At 42.8% G+C, this 20,149-nt stretch carries 18 protein-coding genes; 15 read left to right on the forward strand and 3 right to left on the reverse strand.

Annotated features, from left to right (window positions below; all coding sequences use genetic code 11):
- The first annotated feature begins 14 nt into the window (after window positions 1–14).
- From A8C56_RS22600 to A8C56_RS22610, 4 genes are all read left to right on the forward strand, one after another.
- Window positions 15–728: a hypothetical protein gene (locus A8C56_RS22600; RefSeq protein WP_084490474.1), complete on the forward strand. Its 714-nt coding sequence runs from the start codon at window positions 15–17 to the stop codon at window positions 726–728.
- Between the two features lie 171 nt (window positions 729–899).
- Window positions 900–1,052, forward strand: a complete 153-nt coding sequence (locus A8C56_RS24015) for a DUF433 domain-containing protein (protein ID WP_071609358.1) — start codon at window positions 900–902, stop codon at window positions 1,050–1,052.
- Window positions 1,053–1,075: 23 nt separating this feature from the next.
- Window positions 1,076–1,423 (forward strand): DUF5615 family PIN-like protein, encoded by a 348-nt coding sequence (locus A8C56_RS22605; RefSeq protein WP_067760923.1) that lies wholly within the window; start codon window positions 1,076–1,078, stop codon window positions 1,421–1,423.
- Window positions 1,424–1,503: 80 nt separating this feature from the next.
- Window positions 1,504–1,884, forward strand: coding sequence for a pepsin/retropepsin-like aspartic protease family protein (locus A8C56_RS22610; RefSeq protein ID WP_067760925.1), 381 nt, complete (start codon window positions 1,504–1,506; stop codon window positions 1,882–1,884).
- Window positions 1,885–1,893: 9 nt separating this feature from the next.
- Here the strand turns inward: A8C56_RS22610 and rpoN are convergent, their stop codons facing one another.
- Entirely contained in the window at window positions 1,894–3,378 is a 1,485-nt protein-coding gene (gene rpoN, locus A8C56_RS22615; RefSeq protein ID WP_067760927.1) for an RNA polymerase factor sigma-54, read from the reverse strand.
- Between the two features lie 301 nt (window positions 3,379–3,679).
- Between rpoN and A8C56_RS22620 the strand changes: the two genes are divergently transcribed.
- The 6 genes from A8C56_RS22620 to A8C56_RS22645 all read left to right on the forward strand — a co-directional run bounded on the left by A8C56_RS22620 (window position 3,680) and on the right by A8C56_RS22645 (window position 13,085).
- Window positions 3,680–4,270 carry an RNA polymerase sigma-70 factor gene (locus tag A8C56_RS22620; RefSeq protein ID WP_067760929.1) on the forward strand — a complete coding sequence of 197 codons (591 nt, stop codon included), beginning with the start codon at window positions 3,680–3,682 and terminating at the stop codon, window positions 4,268–4,270.
- A 95-nt stretch (window positions 4,271–4,365) separates the two neighbouring features.
- On the forward strand, window positions 4,366–5,418 hold the full coding sequence (locus A8C56_RS22625; protein ID WP_245645664.1) for a FecR family protein: 1,053 nt from the start codon (window positions 4,366–4,368) through the stop codon (window positions 5,416–5,418).
- Window positions 5,419–5,853: 435 nt separating this feature from the next.
- A complete protein-coding gene (locus A8C56_RS22630) occupies window positions 5,854–8,838 on the forward strand; it encodes a SusC/RagA family TonB-linked outer membrane protein (RefSeq protein WP_245645926.1) in 2,985 nt (994 codons plus the stop codon).
- Between the two features lie 22 nt (window positions 8,839–8,860).
- Window positions 8,861–10,402 (forward strand): RagB/SusD family nutrient uptake outer membrane protein, encoded by a 1,542-nt coding sequence (locus tag A8C56_RS22635; RefSeq protein ID WP_067760933.1) that lies wholly within the window; start codon window positions 8,861–8,863, stop codon window positions 10,400–10,402.
- A gap of 16 nt (window positions 10,403–10,418) precedes the next feature.
- A complete protein-coding gene (locus A8C56_RS22640) occupies window positions 10,419–11,324 on the forward strand; it encodes a LamG-like jellyroll fold domain-containing protein (RefSeq protein WP_169818826.1) in 906 nt (301 codons plus the stop codon).
- Between the two features lie 207 nt (window positions 11,325–11,531).
- The gene (locus A8C56_RS22645; protein ID WP_084490476.1) at window positions 11,532–13,085 is read left to right on the forward strand and encodes a glucoamylase family protein; all 1,554 of its coding nucleotides are present in this window, start codon (window positions 11,532–11,534) and stop codon (window positions 13,083–13,085) included.
- Between the two features lie 48 nt (window positions 13,086–13,133).
- Here A8C56_RS22645 and A8C56_RS22650 read toward each other — a convergent pair whose 3' ends face one another.
- Together A8C56_RS22650 and A8C56_RS22655 are read right to left on the reverse strand one after the other, a co-directional pair.
- Window positions 13,134–13,385 (reverse strand): Txe/YoeB family addiction module toxin, encoded by a 252-nt coding sequence (locus A8C56_RS22650; protein ID WP_067760938.1) that lies wholly within the window; start codon window positions 13,383–13,385, stop codon window positions 13,134–13,136.
- Entirely contained in the window at window positions 13,378–13,647 is a 270-nt protein-coding gene (locus tag A8C56_RS22655; protein ID WP_067762464.1) for a type II toxin-antitoxin system Phd/YefM family antitoxin, read from the reverse strand. Before A8C56_RS22655 ends, A8C56_RS22650 begins: the two co-directional genes overlap by 8 nt.
- 55 nt (window positions 13,648–13,702) lie before the next feature.
- Between A8C56_RS22655 and A8C56_RS22660 the strand changes: the two genes are divergently transcribed.
- From A8C56_RS22660 to A8C56_RS22680, 5 genes are read left to right on the forward strand one after another with little or no spacing between them, the layout of a single operon-like run.
- Window positions 13,703–15,052 (forward strand): glucoamylase family protein, encoded by a 1,350-nt coding sequence (locus tag A8C56_RS22660; protein WP_067760940.1) that lies wholly within the window; start codon window positions 13,703–13,705, stop codon window positions 15,050–15,052.
- Between the two features lie 15 nt (window positions 15,053–15,067).
- Window positions 15,068–16,342 carry a glucoamylase family protein gene (locus A8C56_RS22665; RefSeq protein WP_067760942.1) on the forward strand — a complete coding sequence of 425 codons (1,275 nt, stop codon included), beginning with the start codon at window positions 15,068–15,070 and terminating at the stop codon, window positions 16,340–16,342.
- 16 nt (window positions 16,343–16,358) lie between these two features.
- The gene (locus A8C56_RS22670; protein ID WP_067760944.1) at window positions 16,359–17,570 is read left to right on the forward strand and encodes a Gfo/Idh/MocA family protein; all 1,212 of its coding nucleotides are present in this window, start codon (window positions 16,359–16,361) and stop codon (window positions 17,568–17,570) included.
- A gap of 20 nt (window positions 17,571–17,590) precedes the next feature.
- Window positions 17,591–18,331 carry a 6-phosphogluconolactonase gene (locus A8C56_RS22675; protein ID WP_067760946.1) on the forward strand — a complete coding sequence of 247 codons (741 nt, stop codon included), beginning with the start codon at window positions 17,591–17,593 and terminating at the stop codon, window positions 18,329–18,331.
- Between the two features lie 39 nt (window positions 18,332–18,370).
- Window positions 18,371–20,089 carry a GMC oxidoreductase gene (locus A8C56_RS22680; RefSeq protein WP_067760948.1) on the forward strand — a complete coding sequence of 573 codons (1,719 nt, stop codon included), beginning with the start codon at window positions 18,371–18,373 and terminating at the stop codon, window positions 20,087–20,089.
- Window positions 20,090–20,149 lie beyond the last annotated feature (60 nt).

A 20,149-nucleotide genomic window follows, 5' to 3' on the forward strand; every position in this document is an offset into this window, starting at 1 on the left:
ATAAAAATATGCAGATGAAAAAACAGTTGACAGGCATTATAGGAATGGGAATTATTTTGGGAGGAATTATTGCAGGATGTAACGGCTGTAAGGGCAAAAATACATCCGGCAAAGGAGGTGAGGACGACACAACAGGAATTGACAGGAGCGAAAGGCATGATACATTAGTAACCCAGCCACCTGCTGATTCCTTAAATACTTTTGTGATTACCCCGGCTAATAAGGATAGTGTATTGTCTGCCACAACAAAAGAAGTGCTGACCCTCTTTAAAAACAAGGAATATGAAAAGCTGGACTCCTTTATCCATCCCGAAGAAGGCATCCGGTTTTCTCCTTACGGTACCGTGGATCCGAAAGACGATAAAAAATTCAGCAGGGAAGAATTTAAAGGCCTGATTACAACAGACAGGAACAAGAAAATAGAATGGGGGTCTTATGATGGAAGCGGCAACCCGATTTTATTAACCCCTGCAGAATACTTTGGCAGGTTTGTATACGATGGCAACTTTTTAAAACCACAGAAAGCCGGGGTGAATATACGGTTTGGGAAAGGCAACTCAATCAACAACCTGAAAACCGTTTATCCCGGTTCAGAATTTACAGAGAACTATTTAGACGGAACAAAAAAGAACGGTGGCATCGACTGGAGATCTGTACGGCTGGTGTACAAGCTCAAAAACGGCCGGTACTACCTGGTAGGCATCATCCACGACCAGTGGACCATCTGATAAGCGGATTTAAAAGAAACAATGCAAAGGTAGAAGCATTCAGTAAACCACTCTTTATAACAGAAACCGGATTTGTAAAAGAAGCAGTAAAACAGACCTTAAGATACTAAGTTACAGAGCGGTTAGCTTATAATTATAATATTGTACCTTTAAGTATTATGAACTGGTAAAATGATTATTAAAAACACAAAGATTCCGGTTGAACTGGTCCTTGAAAAATTAGGTCACGGGTATTCTTTGGAAACACTTTTGGAAGCCTACCCCAATCTTACTACAGAGCAGATCCAGGCTTGTTTGCTTTTTGCTTCGGATAATGTAAAATAGGAGAAAATAGTTGCTGTTGCCTGATGAAAGCACTATTCGTTGCAGATGAGCGTGTAGATTTCAGAATTGTAAAAGCGCTTCGTCTATATGGGGCTGAAGTTTTTGCTATTTGCGAAGAACAACCATCTATAAATGATCAGGAAGTTTTACATATTGCAGTTTCTAAGAATGCGGTATTGATTACAGAAGATAAGGATTTTGGGGAATTGGTTTTTCGCCTGCGATTACCGCACAAAGGGGTTATACTTGGGCGGATGAAAGATGTAAATTTCAAAATCGAAAACGTTGCAGCAGCAATTTATCAGAACTTTGAGCTATTACATAACAGGTTTTCGGTAATTAATGAACGAAGGCTTCGTATAAAAGAATGAACTATAAACTGACGATGTAAGTTCTGTTTTTGCTTTAGCCTGTTTTATTTTGTATCCTTAAGCAAAAAGAATTTCAAGATATGTCTGTTATTAAGCTACCCTTACTGTTTGTAGGCTCAAAAGGAGAGAAACACCTGAATACGTTATTTGATAGTGGGGCAAATCTTTCTTGCATTGGGAAAGAGCGGTTACAGAAATTAGAAGATCCCATTAATCCGGGCCAGGTAAGACGATTATCAACAGCAAGTGAAGGGCATTATATTGAAGTTAATGAAAGAGTTACGCTCGATTTTTATATAAACGACATATTGCTCTCTGATGAATTCCTGGTGGTGCCGGGCCTGAGTGAAGAAGCCATTATTGGCGCCGCTACATTACAGAAATGGAGGATCAGACTGAACTTTGAGCACGATATAGTAGGAGAGGTAGACCCCAAAGTGGCTAAGCTACAATTGATTTAAACCTGCTACCTACACCAATTCTTTTCTCAACCTTGCCACCGGAATATTCAGCTGCTCCCGGTATTTGGCAACAGTACGGCGGGCAATATTATAGCCTTTTTCCTGCAGCAGCTCTGTAAGCTTTTCATCGCTGTAAGGATGTTTTTTACTTTCCGATTCGATCAGGTCCGTCAGGATCTTTTTCACTTCGCGGGTGGACACTTCTTCGCCGCTATCGGTGCTTAATGATTCGCTGAAGAAAAATTTCAGCCGGTAAGTGCCAAATTCGGTCTGTACAAATTTGCTGTTGGCCACACGGCTTACGGTAGATATATCCAGGTTGGTTTTTTCGGCAATGTCTTTTAAGATCATTGGCTTCAGGGTGGTCTCATCCCCTGTAAGGAAAAATTCTTCCTGGTGCTCCATAATCGCAGACATCGTATCCAGCAAGGTATGCTGCCGTTGTCTGATGGCATCAATGAACCATTTGGCGGCGTCAATTTTTTGTTTTATGAATAATACCGCTTCCTTCTGCTGTTTGTCTTTTTTGGATCCGCGGTCATATTCCTTCATCATATCCTTATAGCCTTCACTGATGCGGAGCTCCGGCGCGTTGCGGCTGTTTAATGTCAGTTCCAGCTTCCCATTGTGGTTCATAATAAAGAAATCCGGAACTACATAGCTTTCGGCTTTGTTTACAGCGCCTACATTGCCGCCCGGTTTGGGGTTCAGCCGTACGATCTGCTGCATTACGTCTTTCAGCTCTTCTTCTGTTAAACCCAGGCCGCGCTGAATTTTTTCGTAATGCTTCTTGGTAAATTCATCAAAGTATTTTTCAATTGCCAGGATGGCTTTATCAACTTCTTTTCCTTCCTGTTTTTGTCTTTTTAACTGCAGCAGCAAACATTCCGGCAGGTTCCGGGCGCCCACACCGGGAGGGTCAAACTGCTGGATCTTTTGAATGATCTTTTCCACTTCCTCTGTTGTGGTCTCAATATTCTGGCGAAACGCAAGGTCATCTACCAGGGCCGGCGTGTCTCTCCTCAGGTATCCATCCTCGTCAATGCTTCCGATGATATGCTGCGCAATACGGTGCTCTTTTTCAGACAGGGAAAGGAGGCCCAGCTGGTTCTCCAAGGTATCATAAAAACTGGTTTCCGTTTTTATCGGCAGCTGCCGGTTTTCTTCTTCACCATAATGATCTTCACGGGTCTTATAATCCGCAATATCATCATCACCATCGTGCACATAATCGCTTACATCAATCGTATCATACTCATCGTGTCCTGAATCTGAATCATCCAGAGAGTTTTCGCTATCTGCAAATTCATCTTTCAGATCGCCTTCATCGCTGTGTTTTGCATCATCCAGCTCCAGTGCCGGGTTTTCTTCCATCTCTTCCTTGATCCTTTCTTCCAGGTTAGCAGTGGGCACCTGCAGCAATTTCATCAGCTGAATTTGCTGGGGCGATAGCTTTTGTAAAAGTTTCTGTTGTAATGATTGTCCTAAAGCCATTTTTTTAAAAAGTCCGTTTCATCTCAAAAACCGAGCCGCAAATTACAAATATAAAGTTTTGCAACACAAAATACTATTTTAAATACCGGCAACCTGTACCAGGTGGTCCTATAAATATTTGATTTATAAATAAGTGTAATAAAACCTGTGAAAAGAGAAGCAATGGGCAATCTGCATATTATAATGATTAAAAAATCAGCTGTTTTGTTAGAAATTTTATAAAAGTGTTTCTAACACATGTTAGCGCTTTTGCTATATTTGTAACAGCAGATTTTCAGAATTGCTGATCGGATTGAACCCTATGGAAGAAGAATTACATACCATAAAAGCCGGAATTGCAGCCAATGACCAAAAAGCCTTTGGACAGTTATTTGCCTTATTTTATAAGCGGTTGTACCGGTTTTCTTTATCCATATTGCGGATTCCGGAGCTGGCCAATGAGGTGGTTGAGGATGTATTTCTAAAGCTATGGTCTAACCGGTCGGGTCTTTCCGCTATTAACAACCTTTCGGTTTACCTCTATGTAGCTGTAAAGAACCAATCACTGAATAAGCTTTCCCTGAAAGCCAATGAATGGATTTCATCCGGATTAGATGAAATGATGATGAATGTGGTAGCGGTTGACAATGATCCTTATACACAGATGATTACGGGGGAAATGTTGAACAAGGTAAACCGAGCAATAGAGGAACTGCCTCCCCGTTGTAAGATGATCTTTAAGCTGGTGAGGGAAGATGGCCTTAAATACAAAGAAGTGGCAGCAATACTGAATATATCCGTAAACACCATCGATGTCCAGATGGCTACTGCTGTTAAGCGCATCAGTGAGTCATTAGGTATTGCCAAAAATATTCCTGTGCATCCGTTTTCAAAAAAAATAAAAAAAAGCTGAAAAACAGATAGTAGATAACTGCTGATTCCCTGTCCTTTTATATATAGGCGACAGATTGCTTGTATTTGATCAGTAATGATGCTATATGGAAATTAATGGCCCGTAACATCTACGGGGAGGCCTCACCAGAAGAACAGGAGGCGTTGCATCAGTTCCTGAGCGAACATCCGCAGTTGCAGCAGCGATATGAATTAATGAAGTCATTAATTCATCATATAAATGATACTACGCATTCTAAGGGTGCTGCCGGTCTTTCTGAAAGAGCAGCTGCGCTGATTGCGGGCAGGCAGGCATCCGTCCGGACAGCGGTTCCCAAAAGTAAAACAGTTGTCAGGAACTACCTGGTGTATGGTACGGCAATAGCGGCCCTGTTCCTTGTGTACCTGGGCATGCGCGGAGAGAGACATCAATCCCCGGCGTCAGCCGGTAGTAATCAGCTACGGCCGGCATTGATCGTTCAAAATGGGAACCGAAGGCAACTGTTGTTGCCGGATGGCAGCAAGGTATGGCTCAATGGCGGATCAAAATTATATTATGTTACCAATTTTAAAGGAGCAACCAGGGAGGTACGCCTTGAGGGGGAAGGTTTTTTTGATGTAAACAAGATCAGCAATAAACCTTTTATTGTACATGCGGGAGCTATTGATATAAAAGTGCTGGGAACCGCGTTCAATGTAAAAGCGTATCCTGATGAAAATGCGGTTACCACTGCCTTATACAGGGGGCTGATCAGCATTACCAAACATGACGGAGCAAAAGGCTTTCAGCCTATTTTGCTTTATCCCAACCAAAAACTGGTTATTCCGGGCAATATTATTTCGGGAGACAGTGTGACAGCGCCTTCGCCCCTGAATGCTGTTAAAATTGAAGCGCTGGACAGTACAAAACCCGAAACAGAGCGTTTAGAAACCGCCTGGGTATATAACCGGCTTGAATTCCGTGGAGAGGATTTTATTACGCTTGCCCGAAAAATGGAGCACTGGTATAATGTAAGCATTCATTTCCGGGATGAAAAAGTAAAGCACCTCAGCTTTTACGGTTCCTTTGAAAAAGAAACTATTGAGCAGGCAATGCATGCGTTGCAAACGGCCAATGCATTTAATTATACAATCGAAAAAAATGATATATCGATCAGTTCAATCAATTAAAAATTGCAGGAATGATTAAAAAAAGACGATACGTAAACCCATTTTGATCTGTTAACTTTACATGAAGCCGATCGCTTGCTTCATGTGCTATCATTAAAAAATAATATTGATCACATGAAATGCTTAAAAAAGGGACATATTCCCCCCAAAACAAAAAAAGTTTTTCTTGCTATGAAATTGACGATGCTGTTCCTGCTGTTTTTTATAGTCAATGTCCATGCGAACGGATTCGGCCAGCAGCGCATCAATTTGAAAATGAAGAAAACAGCGCTTGCAGAAGTCCTTCATTCTATTGAACAGACAACATCCTACCGGTTCCTGTATAACAATGACCTGGAACAGCTGACATCAAAAGTGTCTGTAAGCGCAAAAGACGCCACAATTGATGAAGTGCTGCCGGTATTGCTGTTTTATACCAACCTTACTTTCCAGAAAATGGAGAACAACCTTATTGTACTGAAGGAAGATCCGCTGGGCAGGAAAGACATTACCGTAACCGGCAAGGTTACGGATAGCTCGGGAGCACCTTTATCAGGCGTTTCCGTACAGGTAAAAGGTACTACCATAGGCACCACTACCAATGCCGAAGGCGCCTTTACGCTTTCCGTTCCGGACCCCAACAGCATCCTGGTCTTTTCAATTGTAGGATATGATGCGCAGGAATATCCTTTAAACGGGAGTACGAGTATTACAGTTTCCATGAAAGGATCGCAACAGGTAATGGACCAGGTGGTGGTGATCGGGTATGGAACAGCCCGGAAGAGGGATTTAACAGGATCTGTAGCATCCGTTAAGGGTTCTGACTTAGCCAAACAGCCTGTTCAAACTCCTACACAGGCGCTCCAGGGTAAAGTATCCGGGGTTCAGGTTATAAGCTCTGGTCAGCCAAATGCAACTCCTTTAATAAGGATTAGAGGCGCTGGTTCTACATTAGCAGGAATTGAGCCTTTATATGTTGTTGATGGTGTAATTACTACAGATATAAGAAATATTAATTCAAATGACATCGTGACTTTGGATATTTTAAAAGATGCGAGTGCGACAGCCATATATGGTATGCGGGCAGCTAATGGGGTAGTTCTTATTACAACAAAAAAAGGCCGTTCCGGAAAAATGAAGTTTGCTTATGATGCAAATGTTGGTTTAAGAGAAGCGACAAAACTGGTGAATATGGCCGGTGAAAAACAGTATGCAGGGTATCTTAATGAAGGAAATATTTATTATGGGAGCGGGGATAGTCTTGTGAAAGCCTCGGCTCTTCAGGGATATAATACAGATTGGTATGATGCTATTCTAAGGAAAGGCTTCCAGCAAAATCATAATCTATCAATATCTGGCGGCAATGAAAGTGTCACGTATTTTTTAAGTGCAGGATACCTGACCGATGAGGGTATTCAGGTAGGCAATAATTTCAGCAGGTTTACTCTGCGTTCAAACAATGAATATAATCTTTCAAAGAAGCTAAAACTGGGAACTTTAATTTCATACGCATTTTCCGATGATAAGGGCGTAAACGCAGGAGCATTTAGCAGCGCTTATAGAGCAGCGCCAATTATACCTGCAAAAATCGGAGATAAATATGGAAATACATCACTTGTTGGAAATGTTTCAAACCCGCTTGTAAGTATTGACAAAACAGATGCCCGGTTTTTGACTAACAGGTTACAGGGAACGGGTTATCTCGAGTACAAACCAGTTACATGGCTGACGTTAAAATCAAGTATAGGGATTGACATGAGTTATCTAAAAAATACCACGTATGATTATGCATTTCTCAGTGATGAAAGCACTTTTATTACCCCCGGAGGCAATCAGCAAAGGGCAAGAAGCCAGCTTACCCTTGTTAAAAACGATATAACACGCTATGTTTGGGATAATACAGCAACCTTCTCTAAACAATTTGATAAGCATCATTTTACATTTCTTGTAGGAACAACGGCGGAACAATATAAAGCCAATAACTCTAATGGAACAGCCTTGGATGTTCCGGTGAATAAAGATCAATGGTATTTAAATGCCGGAGCGTCCGGAACACAAACGATTGATAATACAGGAGATAAATGGACCAGAAATTCTTATTTGTCAAGGCTAAATTACAACTATGATAATCGCTACCTCCTGACTGCTTCTTTCAGGGCAGATGGAACATCAAGGTTTAGTTCCAGTAACAGATGGGGCTACTTTCCTTCTGTTGGAGCAGCATGGAATATCGGCAATGAGAATTTTATGAAAAATCAGGATATTTTTAAAGACATCAAACTCAGAGCCAGCTGGGGTAAAGTAGGCAATGATAATATACCTACAGGACTTTATTACTCTATTGCAAATATAACTAGACCGTATTATTTTGACGGCTCAAGATACAGTGTAATAACTTTTGATAACATAACTGATAAAAATATTCGATGGGAAATTACTGAAGAAACAGATCTTGGCATAGAATTTACAACTCTGAAACGCAGGTTAAATGTAGAGATTGACTACTATAATAAACGTACAAAAGACGCTTTAACTTATGTAAATCTGCCGGGAATTTTAGGAGATGCGGACAATAGGTATATAACAAATGCAGCTACTTTTGAGAATAAAGGCTTTGAGCTGAACTTAAACTGGAATGATCATTTTAGCGATGAATGGACTTATTCTATAGGTGGTAATATAGCAGCAAATAAGAATCAGATTTTAAATTTAAACGGAGGCCAGGCGCTATTTGATGGAAATGTAAATGGTTTTACTACATTATCCGATAACGGGCATGCGATTGGCAGCTTTTATCTTTTACAGATGGATGGAATTTTTCAAACAGAAGCTGAAATTGCTGCTTCAGCACAACCGAATGCTGTTCCCGGAGATATAAAGTATAAGGATATAAATGGCGATAAAAAAATTGATAATAATGACAGGGTTTTTAGCGGTGCCTACTTGCCTAAATTAACTTATGGAGTTAACGGCAGCATAGGGTATAAAAATTGGGATTTTAGCTTTACCAGTTACGGAACATCCGGCAGTAAAATATACAATGGGAAAAAGGCCCTTAGAGGAACTGATTCCAGGGATAATATAGAAGCTGCTGTAGCTGTTGGACGATGGACTCCCAATAATCCAAGTAATACCATTCCCAGAGCTACACTTGGTCTTATGACTCCATCAACTTATTTTCTGGAGAATGGAAATTTCTTTAGAATCAATAATCTTACAATAGGATATAAATTGCCCGAAAAGCTCTTATCCCGCTATAAAATAAATACGCTGAGAGTATATTTTACAGGACAAAATCTCTTCACTTTTACCCATTATAGTGGGTTTACTCCTGAAATTATTGGTACAGCACCATATGATACTCCTTTAAATGCGGGAATTGAGATTAATACTTACCCAACTACAAGAACCTTTGCATTCGGTTTAAATCTTGGATTTTAAATCATAGCTAAAAAAATATTATATGAAAAAAAGATATAATTATATTCTGCCAGGGTTTATTACAATTCTTTTTATTAGCCTGAGTTGTAACAGGGACTTTCTGAATGTTCCGCCTCAAGGCCAGTTAACAGAAGAACAGGCACTTATAGATCCTGATGCTGCTGACAAACTTGTTGGAGGCATTTACAATTCTTTATATTCTCAAAGCACATTGGGAGTAAACTGGATTGTGCTTGGCAGTATTGCATCTGATGATGCGGACAAAGGGAGCACTCCCAGTGATAATGGATTCAATGTCAGCGATGTTGATAATTTTACCTTTGATGCAAATACCACAATTTTCAACAATATCTGGACCGGATATTATGGAGCCATCAGCCGTGCTAATAAAGCGCTTGCTATTTTGGATGCATCAAGCATTGATGAATCCATAAAGAAGCGTTTAACAGGAGAAGCTAAATTTTTAAGAGGACTGTTTTATTTTAACCTGGTCAGGGCATTTGGTGGAGTTCCTAAACTGATTGTTGTTCCAAAACCTGAAGAAGCGAATAATGATGAATATCAGACACGGGCGAGCAAAGAAGAGATTTATGATTTAATTACTGCTGATCTGCAAGAAGCAGTTACTGACCTTCCTGAAAAAGGAGAAACTGGAACTCAGGTAGGCCGGGCTAACAAAGGTGCTGCACAGGCGTTATTGGCAAAAGTGTATTTGTATTTGAAAGACTGGCAAAAAACGTATGATTTGTCATTGGCTGTAATGACATCAGGTAAGTATGATCTTGCAACGGATTATACAAATATGTTTAGAGAAGTGGGTGCTAATAATATAGAATCTATATTTGAAGTACAAACCGGCCCCAGCAAATCCACTACCGGTTCCTGTGATGGGATTAGTCCGAACTTCAGTAATTTCCAGGGCCCTAGAGCCAAATCAGGCTGGCCTAATAATATTATTGATGGGAAAGTATACAGCGGCGATTTAGGATTTGGGATGAACACTCCTTCTGAAGATTTAGCGAACGCTTATGAAGACGGTGATAAACGAAGAGCAGGTACAATTATTTTTATAAGCCCTACCAGTACTACAACTTTGTGGGATGGCTTTCAGATCCCTTCGCAACCGTCGGTAGAAAATTCACGATATAACTACAAAGGTTACCATAGCCCTTTTAAGGAAACACTGCCCTGTAGCGGTAGTGTGAACGATAAAGATAATAAGCCTAAAAATATACGGGTGATCAGATTTGCAGAAGTTTTGCTGATGAATGCAGAAGCCGCCATTCATTTGGGTAAAGATGCCCAAACTCCATTGGACAGAGTGAGAAGCAGGGCGGGATTAACCGTTGTTCCAGCCACTGAAGCAAATATCTGGAAGGAAAGAAGGATAGAGTTGGCCATGGAATCTGATCGTTTTTTTGATATAGTCAGAGAGGGTATAGCCGGAAGTGTGCTTAGAGCCCAGGGTAAAAATTTTGTTGATGGGAAAAATGAGGTTTTCCCAATACCCCAGGCCCAGATTGACCTTAGCGGAAAACGGCTTACACAGAATCCCAATTATTAACACTAAAATGTCTGAGATGAAAACAAAAACTATCTTGTATATATACAGTGCTTTGTTACTTACTGGAACAACGCTCGCTTCATGCACTAAAGTCAACTATGACGATAATTTCCCTGAAGGAGATCCCCCTCCGGTTCCCGGAGGATATACAAACTCCAGCCAAATTGCCAAAGAGAATCTGGTGGCATACTGGGCCTTTAATGGAAGCCTTATTGATAGTATTTCGGGCAAAAGCGCCACAAATTTCGGCGCTACATTTACGGATGGCAAAAAAGGCGAGGCATTTCAAGGAAGCACAACTGCATATGCCACTTTTGATCCGGATAATTCAATACAACAATTAAAAAGCTTTACTATCTCTTTCTGGATTAATTCACCTTTAAATACAGGGGCTATAGGGATCTTTACTCTGGCAAAAACAGATGATTTTTGGGGAAATCTTGATATATATCAGGATAATGGCGGAACGGGAAGTAATGCAGTGTTTAAAGTACACCTCTTCAATAATGCTGTTCCATGGTCCGGGCAATTTACGGATACCCGTACCGGATTTGGTTCATGGCGTCAGATTACTATTACTTACGATGCTGCTACATCAATATTTAATATTTTCCAGAATGGGGCTGCATTAGGTGTAAATTCAGCAGGAAACCCGGCAAATACTCTTGGCCCAAAACTTAATGGAAGCGATCCCAGTGTTCAACCGGTAAAACCTTACGGGGAGCTCAATTTTATTAATGCAACAAAGATTGCGTTTGGTGCATTTCAGTTCCAGACAAATCCCAGTCTTACAACTGGCGCAGGGCCTCAAAGCTGGGCCAATAATTTTACCGGACAAATTGACGAATTCAGAATATATAATAAAGCACTTTCTGGTTTAGAAGTTTCTGCTTTATATAAATTAGAGCAGCAGGGTAGATAGGCTGGTTCTAATAGTTATAGTTGCCTAAAACAGCTATTCCTCTTAATTGAATTAATAAGTAACAAAAGAGTGTCTCTTCAATTCTTTAAAAAATCATTTTTTCTTTGGTTATTTTTTGTGATAATCCAGTTTGGGAGTTGTAAGAAAAATGATCAGAATGGTGATAAGCCTCAGCCAGCTAAATCCCTGGCAATTGAAAATATAGTAATGAATGGGAAAGTTTTGGCATCAGGGTATTATGACGTAAATATCAGGTCTTACATCATACTGAAGTTTTCGGGGGCAATAAGCAGAACCTCTGTGAATGGAAATATAACGATAAAGGATCAGCAAGGGAAGCTGGTCCCGGTTTCTTTTAACTTTGAGAACGGCGACAGCATTATTTCCATAAAGACAAATCCGTTAACATTTTTAAATCGCTATACTGTTTCAATCAGTAGCAGTGTGCAATCTACAGAGCAGGTTAATTTTGATAGTGAAAAAGACTTTATTTTTGCTACTTCCATTGACTCTTCCCGCAAGTTCCCGCTCATTACAGACAGTGCGCTGCTGGATACGGTTCAAAAAAGAACCTTCAAGTATTTCTGGGATTACGCCCACCCCGTTTCCGGCCTTGCAAGGGAACGAAGTAATGCTACACCGGAAATCGTAACAACCGGCGGTTCTGGTTTTGGCATCATGGCCTTAATTGTTGGCATTGAAAGAGGATTTATTACAAAGGCACAGGGACTGGCACGCCTGCAAACAATCGTTGCTTTCTTAAAAAATAAAGCGTCTGAATTTCACGGGGCTTTTCCGCACTGGATGAACGGAAGTACCGGTGCCGTGATCCCTTTCAGCACCGACGACAATGGGGCAGACCTGGTAGAAACCTCTTATTTAATGATGGGACTGCTGACGGCACGCCAGTACTTTACAGGAACCGGTGCTTCAGAAACTGCATTAAGGAATGATATTAACAGTTTATGGAACGGTGTTGAATGGAACTGGTTCCGTCAAAATAATCAGGATGTCCTGTACTGGCACTGGAGTCCCACGGCTAACTGGGCCATCAATCAGAAGATCCGGGGATGGAATGAGTGCCTGATCACCTATGTGCTTGCAGCTTCTTCTTCAACGCATGCCATCACCAAAGACGTGTATGATAAAGGCTGGGCCGGTGACGGTGCTATTAAGAACGGGAACGATTATTTTGGATACCGGTTGCCATTAGGGACGGATTTTGGCGGCCCCCTGTTTTTTGAGCAGTATTCGTTTATGGGCATCAACCCTGTGAAGCTAAGCGATAGGTATGCCGATTATCAATTGCAGACAAAAAACCATACGCTCATTAATTATACCTATTGCCGTACCAACCCCAAAAATTATTTTGGTTACAGCGATTCCGTATGGGGGCTTACGGCAAGTGATATAAAAGGCGGTTATACGGCCAGCTCGCCCACCAATGACCAGGGATTTATTGCGCCAACCGCAGCCATCTCCTCCATTGCATACGCCCCTGCGCAATCCATGGCGGCGCTGAAATTCTATTATTATGTATTAGGAGACCGGCTCTTTAAAGAATATGGCTTTACGGATGCGTTCTCACTGGATGTGATAAAAAATAATGGTGCCTGGTTTGCTGATTCGTATCTTGCCATTGACCAGGGGCCCATTATTGTTATGATTGAAAATTACAGGACAAAGCTGTTATGGAATTTATTTATGAGTTGTCCGGAAGTGCAAAATGGGCTGGGTAAACTGGGCTTTTCGGGTTTTTGAAAGCCTCGTGGGGAAAGGGAGACGCAGGAGTTCTTTGGAAAGAATTTATTAATAATGAAAATGGCAGGAGTGAACAATAATATGACCATCGTTTACTTTATAAATTAAACGGTGCTCTTCTGTGATACGTCTGCTCCAATACCCCTTAAAATCGCCTTTTAATGGTTCAGGTTTGCCGATGCCGGTAAAATGATGTCTTTTAATGTCTTCAATGATATCTAAGATCCGGACGGCTATTTTCCGGTTTTCAGAAATCCAGTAGCGCAGGTGTTCAATCGCGGTTAAAGAAAAACTAATCATTAATCATTTTTTTTACATCTTTTATGGGCATCGAAACAGTTTCACTATTCTCAATTTCTGCCTTCGCCTTATACATCATAGCTTTATTGGCTTCAGTGCTGGTAAGATATTCTGTTTCATCATAGCTGTTAAAATCATCCAGCGATATCATTACTACCGTTTTGCCATTACCCGTTATAATCAATATGTCATTATTATCATGTACGCTGTCAATATATGATTTCAGATTTTTCCTAAATTGAGAAACGTTTGCTACTAACATGGTACAATATTTTGTACAAAAATAAGTACAATTTTTTACTCTAAAAAACGTAAAAATGAATGCCCGCAGTTTAATCATTGTCAGCCTTTTATTGGCCACTTATACCAGTACAGCCCAGAAAGTAATAAAAAAGAGTTATGGTATCCCTGTTAGTTCAAAGATCGATAAAAACATCTCCGACTCTGCCCTGGTCAACCTGGTACAGCAACAGACCCTCCGTTATTTCTGGGATTTTGCACACCCGGTAAGTGGTATGGCTCGGGAAAGAAGCAACCGGTCGTTCGACTATGGGCAGGAAGTGGTTACCACGGGTGGTACAGGTTTTGGAGCAATGGCCATCCTTGTTGGTGTAAACCGCGGATGGATCGGGCGGGATACTGCCGCACGGTTTTTACTGAAAATGGTAAAATGGCTGGCAAAGGCAGATGCCTATCATGGTGTATTTTCGCATTGGTACAATGGTGAAACAGGAAAGACCATTCCTTTCAGCCGGAAAGATGACGGGGCCGACCTAGTGGAGTCGTCTTTTTTGCTGCAAGGCTTGCTTTGCGTGCGCCAGTATTTTGACAGGGATGTACCGGTAGAGCAGGAACTGCGTAACCGTATTAACTGGCTCTGGAACGATGTGGAGTGGGATTGGTTTACGCGGGATGGAAGAGAGGTATTGTACTGGCACTGGAGCCCTAATAATGGCTGGGCAATGAACTTTCCCTTGCGTGGGTTTAACGAATGCCTGATCACCTATGTGCTGGCGGCTTCCGGACAGCGCTATCCTGTTCCCCGTACCGTGTATGATCGCGGCTGGGCGCAAAGCAGTTTTTTTAAGAACGGTAAAAAATTTTATAACTATTTGTTGCCTTTGGGATTTGATTACGGCGGCCCGCTCTTCTTTTCGCATTATTCTTTCCTGGGTTTAAGCCCAAAAGGGCTAAAAGATCAGTATGCAGATTACTGGCAACAAAATCAGAATCATACCCTGATCAATTATGCTTATTGTGTGGATAATCCAAAAGCATTTAAGGGATATGGTGAAAATTGCTGGGGCTTAACGGCCAGTGATGATCCTAACGGGTATGATGCGCATCAGCCCGCCAACGACAATGGTACTATTTCACCAACAGCGGCATTATCTTCCTTTCCTTATACGCCGGATCAATCCATGAAGGCGCTGCGGCATTTCTATAAAGACCTGGGCAGCAAAATATGGGGTGAATATGGCTTTACAGATGCTTTTAATGAAACAAAAGGCTGGTATGCAAAAAATTACCTGGCCATTGACCAGGGGCCTGTTGTAGTGATGATTGAAAATTACCGTACCGGGTTGCTTTGGAATTTGTTTATGAGTTGCCCGGAAGTGCAGTATGGATTAAAGAAATTAGGGTTTGAAAGCGCTTATTTCAAATAATACAATTGTAAGCAGGTGAGGGGAGCTGGAAAAGAAAAAGCAGGAAGGTTATCCGATGCCGCATTGCTGGAACTGGTGCAGCGGCAGACCTTTGCCTATTTCTGGGATTTTGCGCATCCGGAATGCGGCATGCCAAAGGAACGGAATCATGAACATTATACCAATGTTATTACCACCGGCGGTACGGGTTTTGGAGTAATGGCCATAATTGTAGCCGTTGAACGGGGCTGGATCACAAGAGGGCAGGCCATAAAACGCTTATTAAAGATCCTCACCTTTTTAAAAACAGCGGAAAAACATCATGGCGCTTTTTCTCATTGGTTAGACGGCAACACAGGAAGAACGATCCCGTTTGGAAAAAAGGATAACGGGGCCGACCTGGTGGAAACGGCCTTTTTATTTCAGGGGCTGCTTACGGTGCGGCAGTATTTTAAGCGGGAAACCCCCGGGGAACAAAAAATAAGAACAATGATCACCACACTGTGGGAAAATGTAGAATGGAGTTGGTTTACCCGGGAACGGGAAGTGCTGTACTGGCACTGGAGCCCTGATCATAAATGGGCCATGAACCTGAAAATAGAAGGCTATAATGAAGCGCTGATCACGTATATACTGGCCGCAGCTGCCCCAAGGTATTCCATTCACAAAAACGTATATGAGAAGGGCTGGACAAGAAATGGCGCGCTTAAAAACGGCAAACGGTTTTATAACACACTGCTGCCATTGGGCCCGGATTTTGGCGGCCCGTTGTTCTTTGCGCAGTATAGTTTTGTAGGGCTAAACCCTAATGGGCTGAAAGACCGGTTTGCCGATTACGGAAAGCAGAACCGGGCACAGACAAAGATCAATTACCGCTATTGCGTAGCCAATCCCTTAAAATTTAAGAATTATGGGAAGCGGTCATGGGGATTGTCTGCCTGCGATTATAAAAGGAGATACAGGGAACATTCACCCACAAAAGATAACGGAACGATCTGCTGCTCAGCAGCTATTTCCAGCATTCCTTATCTGCCAAAGGAATCTATGGCTGCGCTCCGCTATTTTTATGAAGTGCTGGGTGATAAAATTTTTGGAAAATATGGCTTTACTGAAAGTTTTAACGAAACCCGTAACTGGTATGCAGCCTCGTATCTTGCCATTAACCAGGGGCCGGTCATTTTAATGATCGAAAACTACCGTACGGGCTTGCTCTGGAAATTATTCATGCAGGATAAAGATGTGCAGAAGGGGCTTCAAAAATTAGGCTTTGCTGTGTCCAAAAAGAGTACAACAAAAAGAGCGCAACAATAACAATTAAAAAATAAAAATGAAAATAGCGATTCTTGGCTCGGGGTTTATTGCCCGTTTTTATGCAGAATCCCTTGCCGCCCAAAGAAGGAGGGATGTGATCACAATGATCTGTGCACGGGATGCTCAGAAAGTAAAGGCTTTTGCCGCTCAATATAGAGTACCTTATACGGCTACAGATCTTAACGAGGCTGTTGCGCATCCGGAAGTAGATGTTGTGGTGGTAGCCCTGCCCAATGATCTGCACCTGGAGGCAGTGCTAGCTTGTGCAAAAGCCGGCAAGCCTGTTTTGTGCACAAAACCTTTAGGGCGTAATGCTGCAGAGGCATTACAGATGCTGCAGGCGGTAGAAAAAGCCGGTATTGTTGGCGGCTACCTGGAAGATCTTTGTTATACGCCCAAATTTTTAAAATCGCTGGCCAGTGTAAAAAGAGGCGCTATCGGGGAAGTGCTTTGGGCAAAGAGCAGGGAAACGCACCCGGGCCCGCACAGCGCCTGGTTTTGGAGCAAAGAAAAAGCCGGCGGAGGCTGCATGATCGACCTGGGTTGCCATTGCGTGGAGATCAGCCGGAACTTTATCGGAAAAGAGGTGCTGCCTGTTGAGGTGATGTGCTGGGCAGACACCCGCGTGCACCCTATTGATGCGGAGGATAATGCCATCGGGCTGGTAAAATATGCAAACGGTGCCATAGGCCAGTTTGAAGTGAGCTGGAGCTTCAGGGGCGGAATGGACCTGCGCGATGAAGTAATGGGAACAGAAGGAACGATCTGGTTGAATAATTTTTTGAGAACAGGCTTTGAACTGTTCACAACCGGAAAAGGCGGTGATTATATTGCAGAAAAAGCCGAAAGTAATCGCGGCTGGCTCTTTCCGGTTGGAGACGAAGTGCATGAACTGGGATACAGCCATATGTTTACGGATATGTTTGAAGCGATTGACCAGGGAAAACAGCCTGCAGAAACCTTTTATGATGGGTATATTGTGAATGCCATCCTGGATGCGGCCTATGCGTCGGCTGCATCAAAACAATGGGAGCCCGTAAAAATTGAGGGATGGCGCGGTGCTAAAAACGATATACAAAAAAGAACCTATCCGAGTTATGATGAAAATTATTACCTTATAAAAGAAGAAATGTTACCCTCAGGAGAAAAGAAGCTGATCGTTAAGCACAAACAAACCGGCTCCATTGAAAAAAGAGAGCCGGCTGCTTCCGGAACACAGGGAGAGTAAAATGAAACTAAAGCAGGAATATGGAACTACGGGTTTTTAAAGATTACGGCCGGGCATCCGCAGTAGTGGCTGATATCATGAGCACTGTTCTGGCTGAAAAACCGGATGCGGTGCTTTGCATGGCTTCCGGCGACTCGCCCAGATTAGCCTGTGCCCTTTTCTGTGAACAGGTAAAAAAGGAAGCAACAGATTGCTCCCGGCTGTTTTTGGTGGGGTTAGATGAATGGGTGGGCGTACCGCCTGCAACACCCGGAGCCTGTAGCAATGACTTCCGGGAACGCCTGATTGAACCGCTTGGTTTAAAGAAAGAGCAATACCATTTTTTTAATGGTTTGGCCAGTGATCTCCGGGAGGAGTGTATAAAAATGGATACGGTCATTGCCCAAAAAGGAGGTATTGATCTGATGGTGGTGGGCGTTGGCATGAACGGGCATATCGGTTTTAATGAACCAGGCGTGGATGCAGGGCTAAAGTCGCATGTGATCGGCCTGGATGCGGTGACAAAAGAGGTAGGTCAGAAATATTTCCAGGTTGGCCGGGTGCTAAATAAAGGAATCACGTTGGGTCTTTCTTATTTAATGGAAGCAAAAAAAGTGGTGCTGATTGCCAGTGGAGCGCACAAGTCCGGTGTTATAAAAAAGGTGCTTACGGACGAAGTATCTTCCGCATTTCCCGCAACGCTGCTGCGCCGGCATGGAAATAGCGTTATCATAACAGATGAGGATGCAACTGCTGAGATCCGGAACATAACCCATCTTTAAAGAACCCGGAAGTTAAACAATACTTCAAATTCCAGAATTATGTCAGATACTTTACAGATCAATTCAGAAGGCAAAGAAACCCATACCTACGATGCCATTGTAATAGGCAGCGGCATCAGCGGCGGATGGGCAGCCAAAGAACTTTGTGAAAAAGGGTTAAAAACACTGGTGCTGGAGCGGGGCCGCAATGTGGAGCATTTAAAGGATTATCCTACTATGAACCTCAACCGCTGGGAACTGCCGCATCGCGGACAGATAACGGAAGCCCGGAAAAAACAAAATCCATTGATCTCAAAAGCTGCCGGTTATGATGAAGCTACGCAGCATTTTTTTATACAGGATAAAGAGCATCCCTATATACAGGAAAAACCGTTCGACTGGATACGGGGCTACCAGGTAGGCGGAAAATCATTGACCTGGGGCAGGAGCTGCCAGCGCTGGAGCGACTGGGATTTTTCCGCACCCTTGCGATACGGGTATGCGGTAGACTGGCCGATCCGCTATAACGATATCGCGCCCTGGTACAGCCATGCCGAAAAATTTATCGGTGTTTGCGGCTCAGCCGAAAATATAGAATCCATGCCCGATGGCGAGTTTTTACCACCGATGGAATTCAATGCAGTGGAAAAGCATTTTAAGAAAATCATCTGGGATAGATACCGGCGCTACTATATTCCCGGCAGATGGGCGCATATAACAGAAGAGAAGGATATTTATAAACAGCAGGGCCGTACACAATGCCAGAACCGTGACCGTTGCATGCGCGGATGTCCCTTTGGGGGATACTTCAGCTCGGTAAGCTCCACGCTTCCCTGGGCAAAAAGAACAGGCAACCTCACTATCCGCCCGTTTTCAGTAGTGCATTCAGTGATCTATGATGAACAAAAACAAAAAGCCGTAGGCGTACGGGTGATCGATGCCCGAACCAAACAGGCCACTGAATTCTTTGCAGAGATCATCTTCGTAAATGCCTCTGCGCTGAACAGCAATCTTATCCTGCTGAATTCAACGTCCAACCGCTTTCCCGATGGATTGGGCAATGATAACGGTCTTATGGGAAAATACATTTGTTTTCATAATTACAGGGGCAGCATGAATGCCGATTTCCCGGGTATGGAAGATCAGTATTACAAAGTGCGCCGCATAACAGAATGCGTGATCCCCAATTACCGGAACCTGAAAACCCTGGAGACGGATTTTAAAGGCGGGTATGTTATTTTCAGCGGCGGCTATCGCAAAACAAAATATTATGAAGCATCGGAAGGGGTCGGTGCCGCCTATAAGCAAAGCCTGGAAGAGCCGGGTGGCTGGGGTATGTATATGTATATGCAGGGAGAAACCATTCCAAAGGAAACCAATCATGTGCGGCTGAGCGATACTGAAAAAGACGCTTACGGCATGCCATTGCTGGTTACATCTGTTGACTATGATGAGAATGACGAGAAGATGGTCCATGATTTTTTAGAGCAGGGAAAAGAAATGTTTGAAGCCGCGGGGGCCGTCAATATCCAGACAAACGACAGCAAACAGCCGCCGGGGCTGGACATCCATGAAATGGGGGGTATACGAATGGGCAGGGATCCCCAAACTTCATTGCTGAACGAATGGAACCAATTGCATCATTGTAAGAATGTTTTTGTAACAGACGGCGCCTGTATGACCAGCACCGGCAATCAAAGCCCCTCTGTTTTATATATGGCCTTTACGGCGCGCGCAGTTGATCATGCAGTACAGGAATTAAAAAAAGGAAATCTGTAAATGAGCAGGCTTAGTTTAAATTTTTGGAGACCAGCTGTAAGATATCTATTAAGTCTCCGT

The organism is Niabella ginsenosidivorans (genome assembly GCF_001654455.1).
In the GTDB taxonomy this organism is placed as follows: Bacteria; Bacteroidota; Bacteroidia; order Chitinophagales; family Chitinophagaceae; genus Niabella; species Niabella ginsenosidivorans.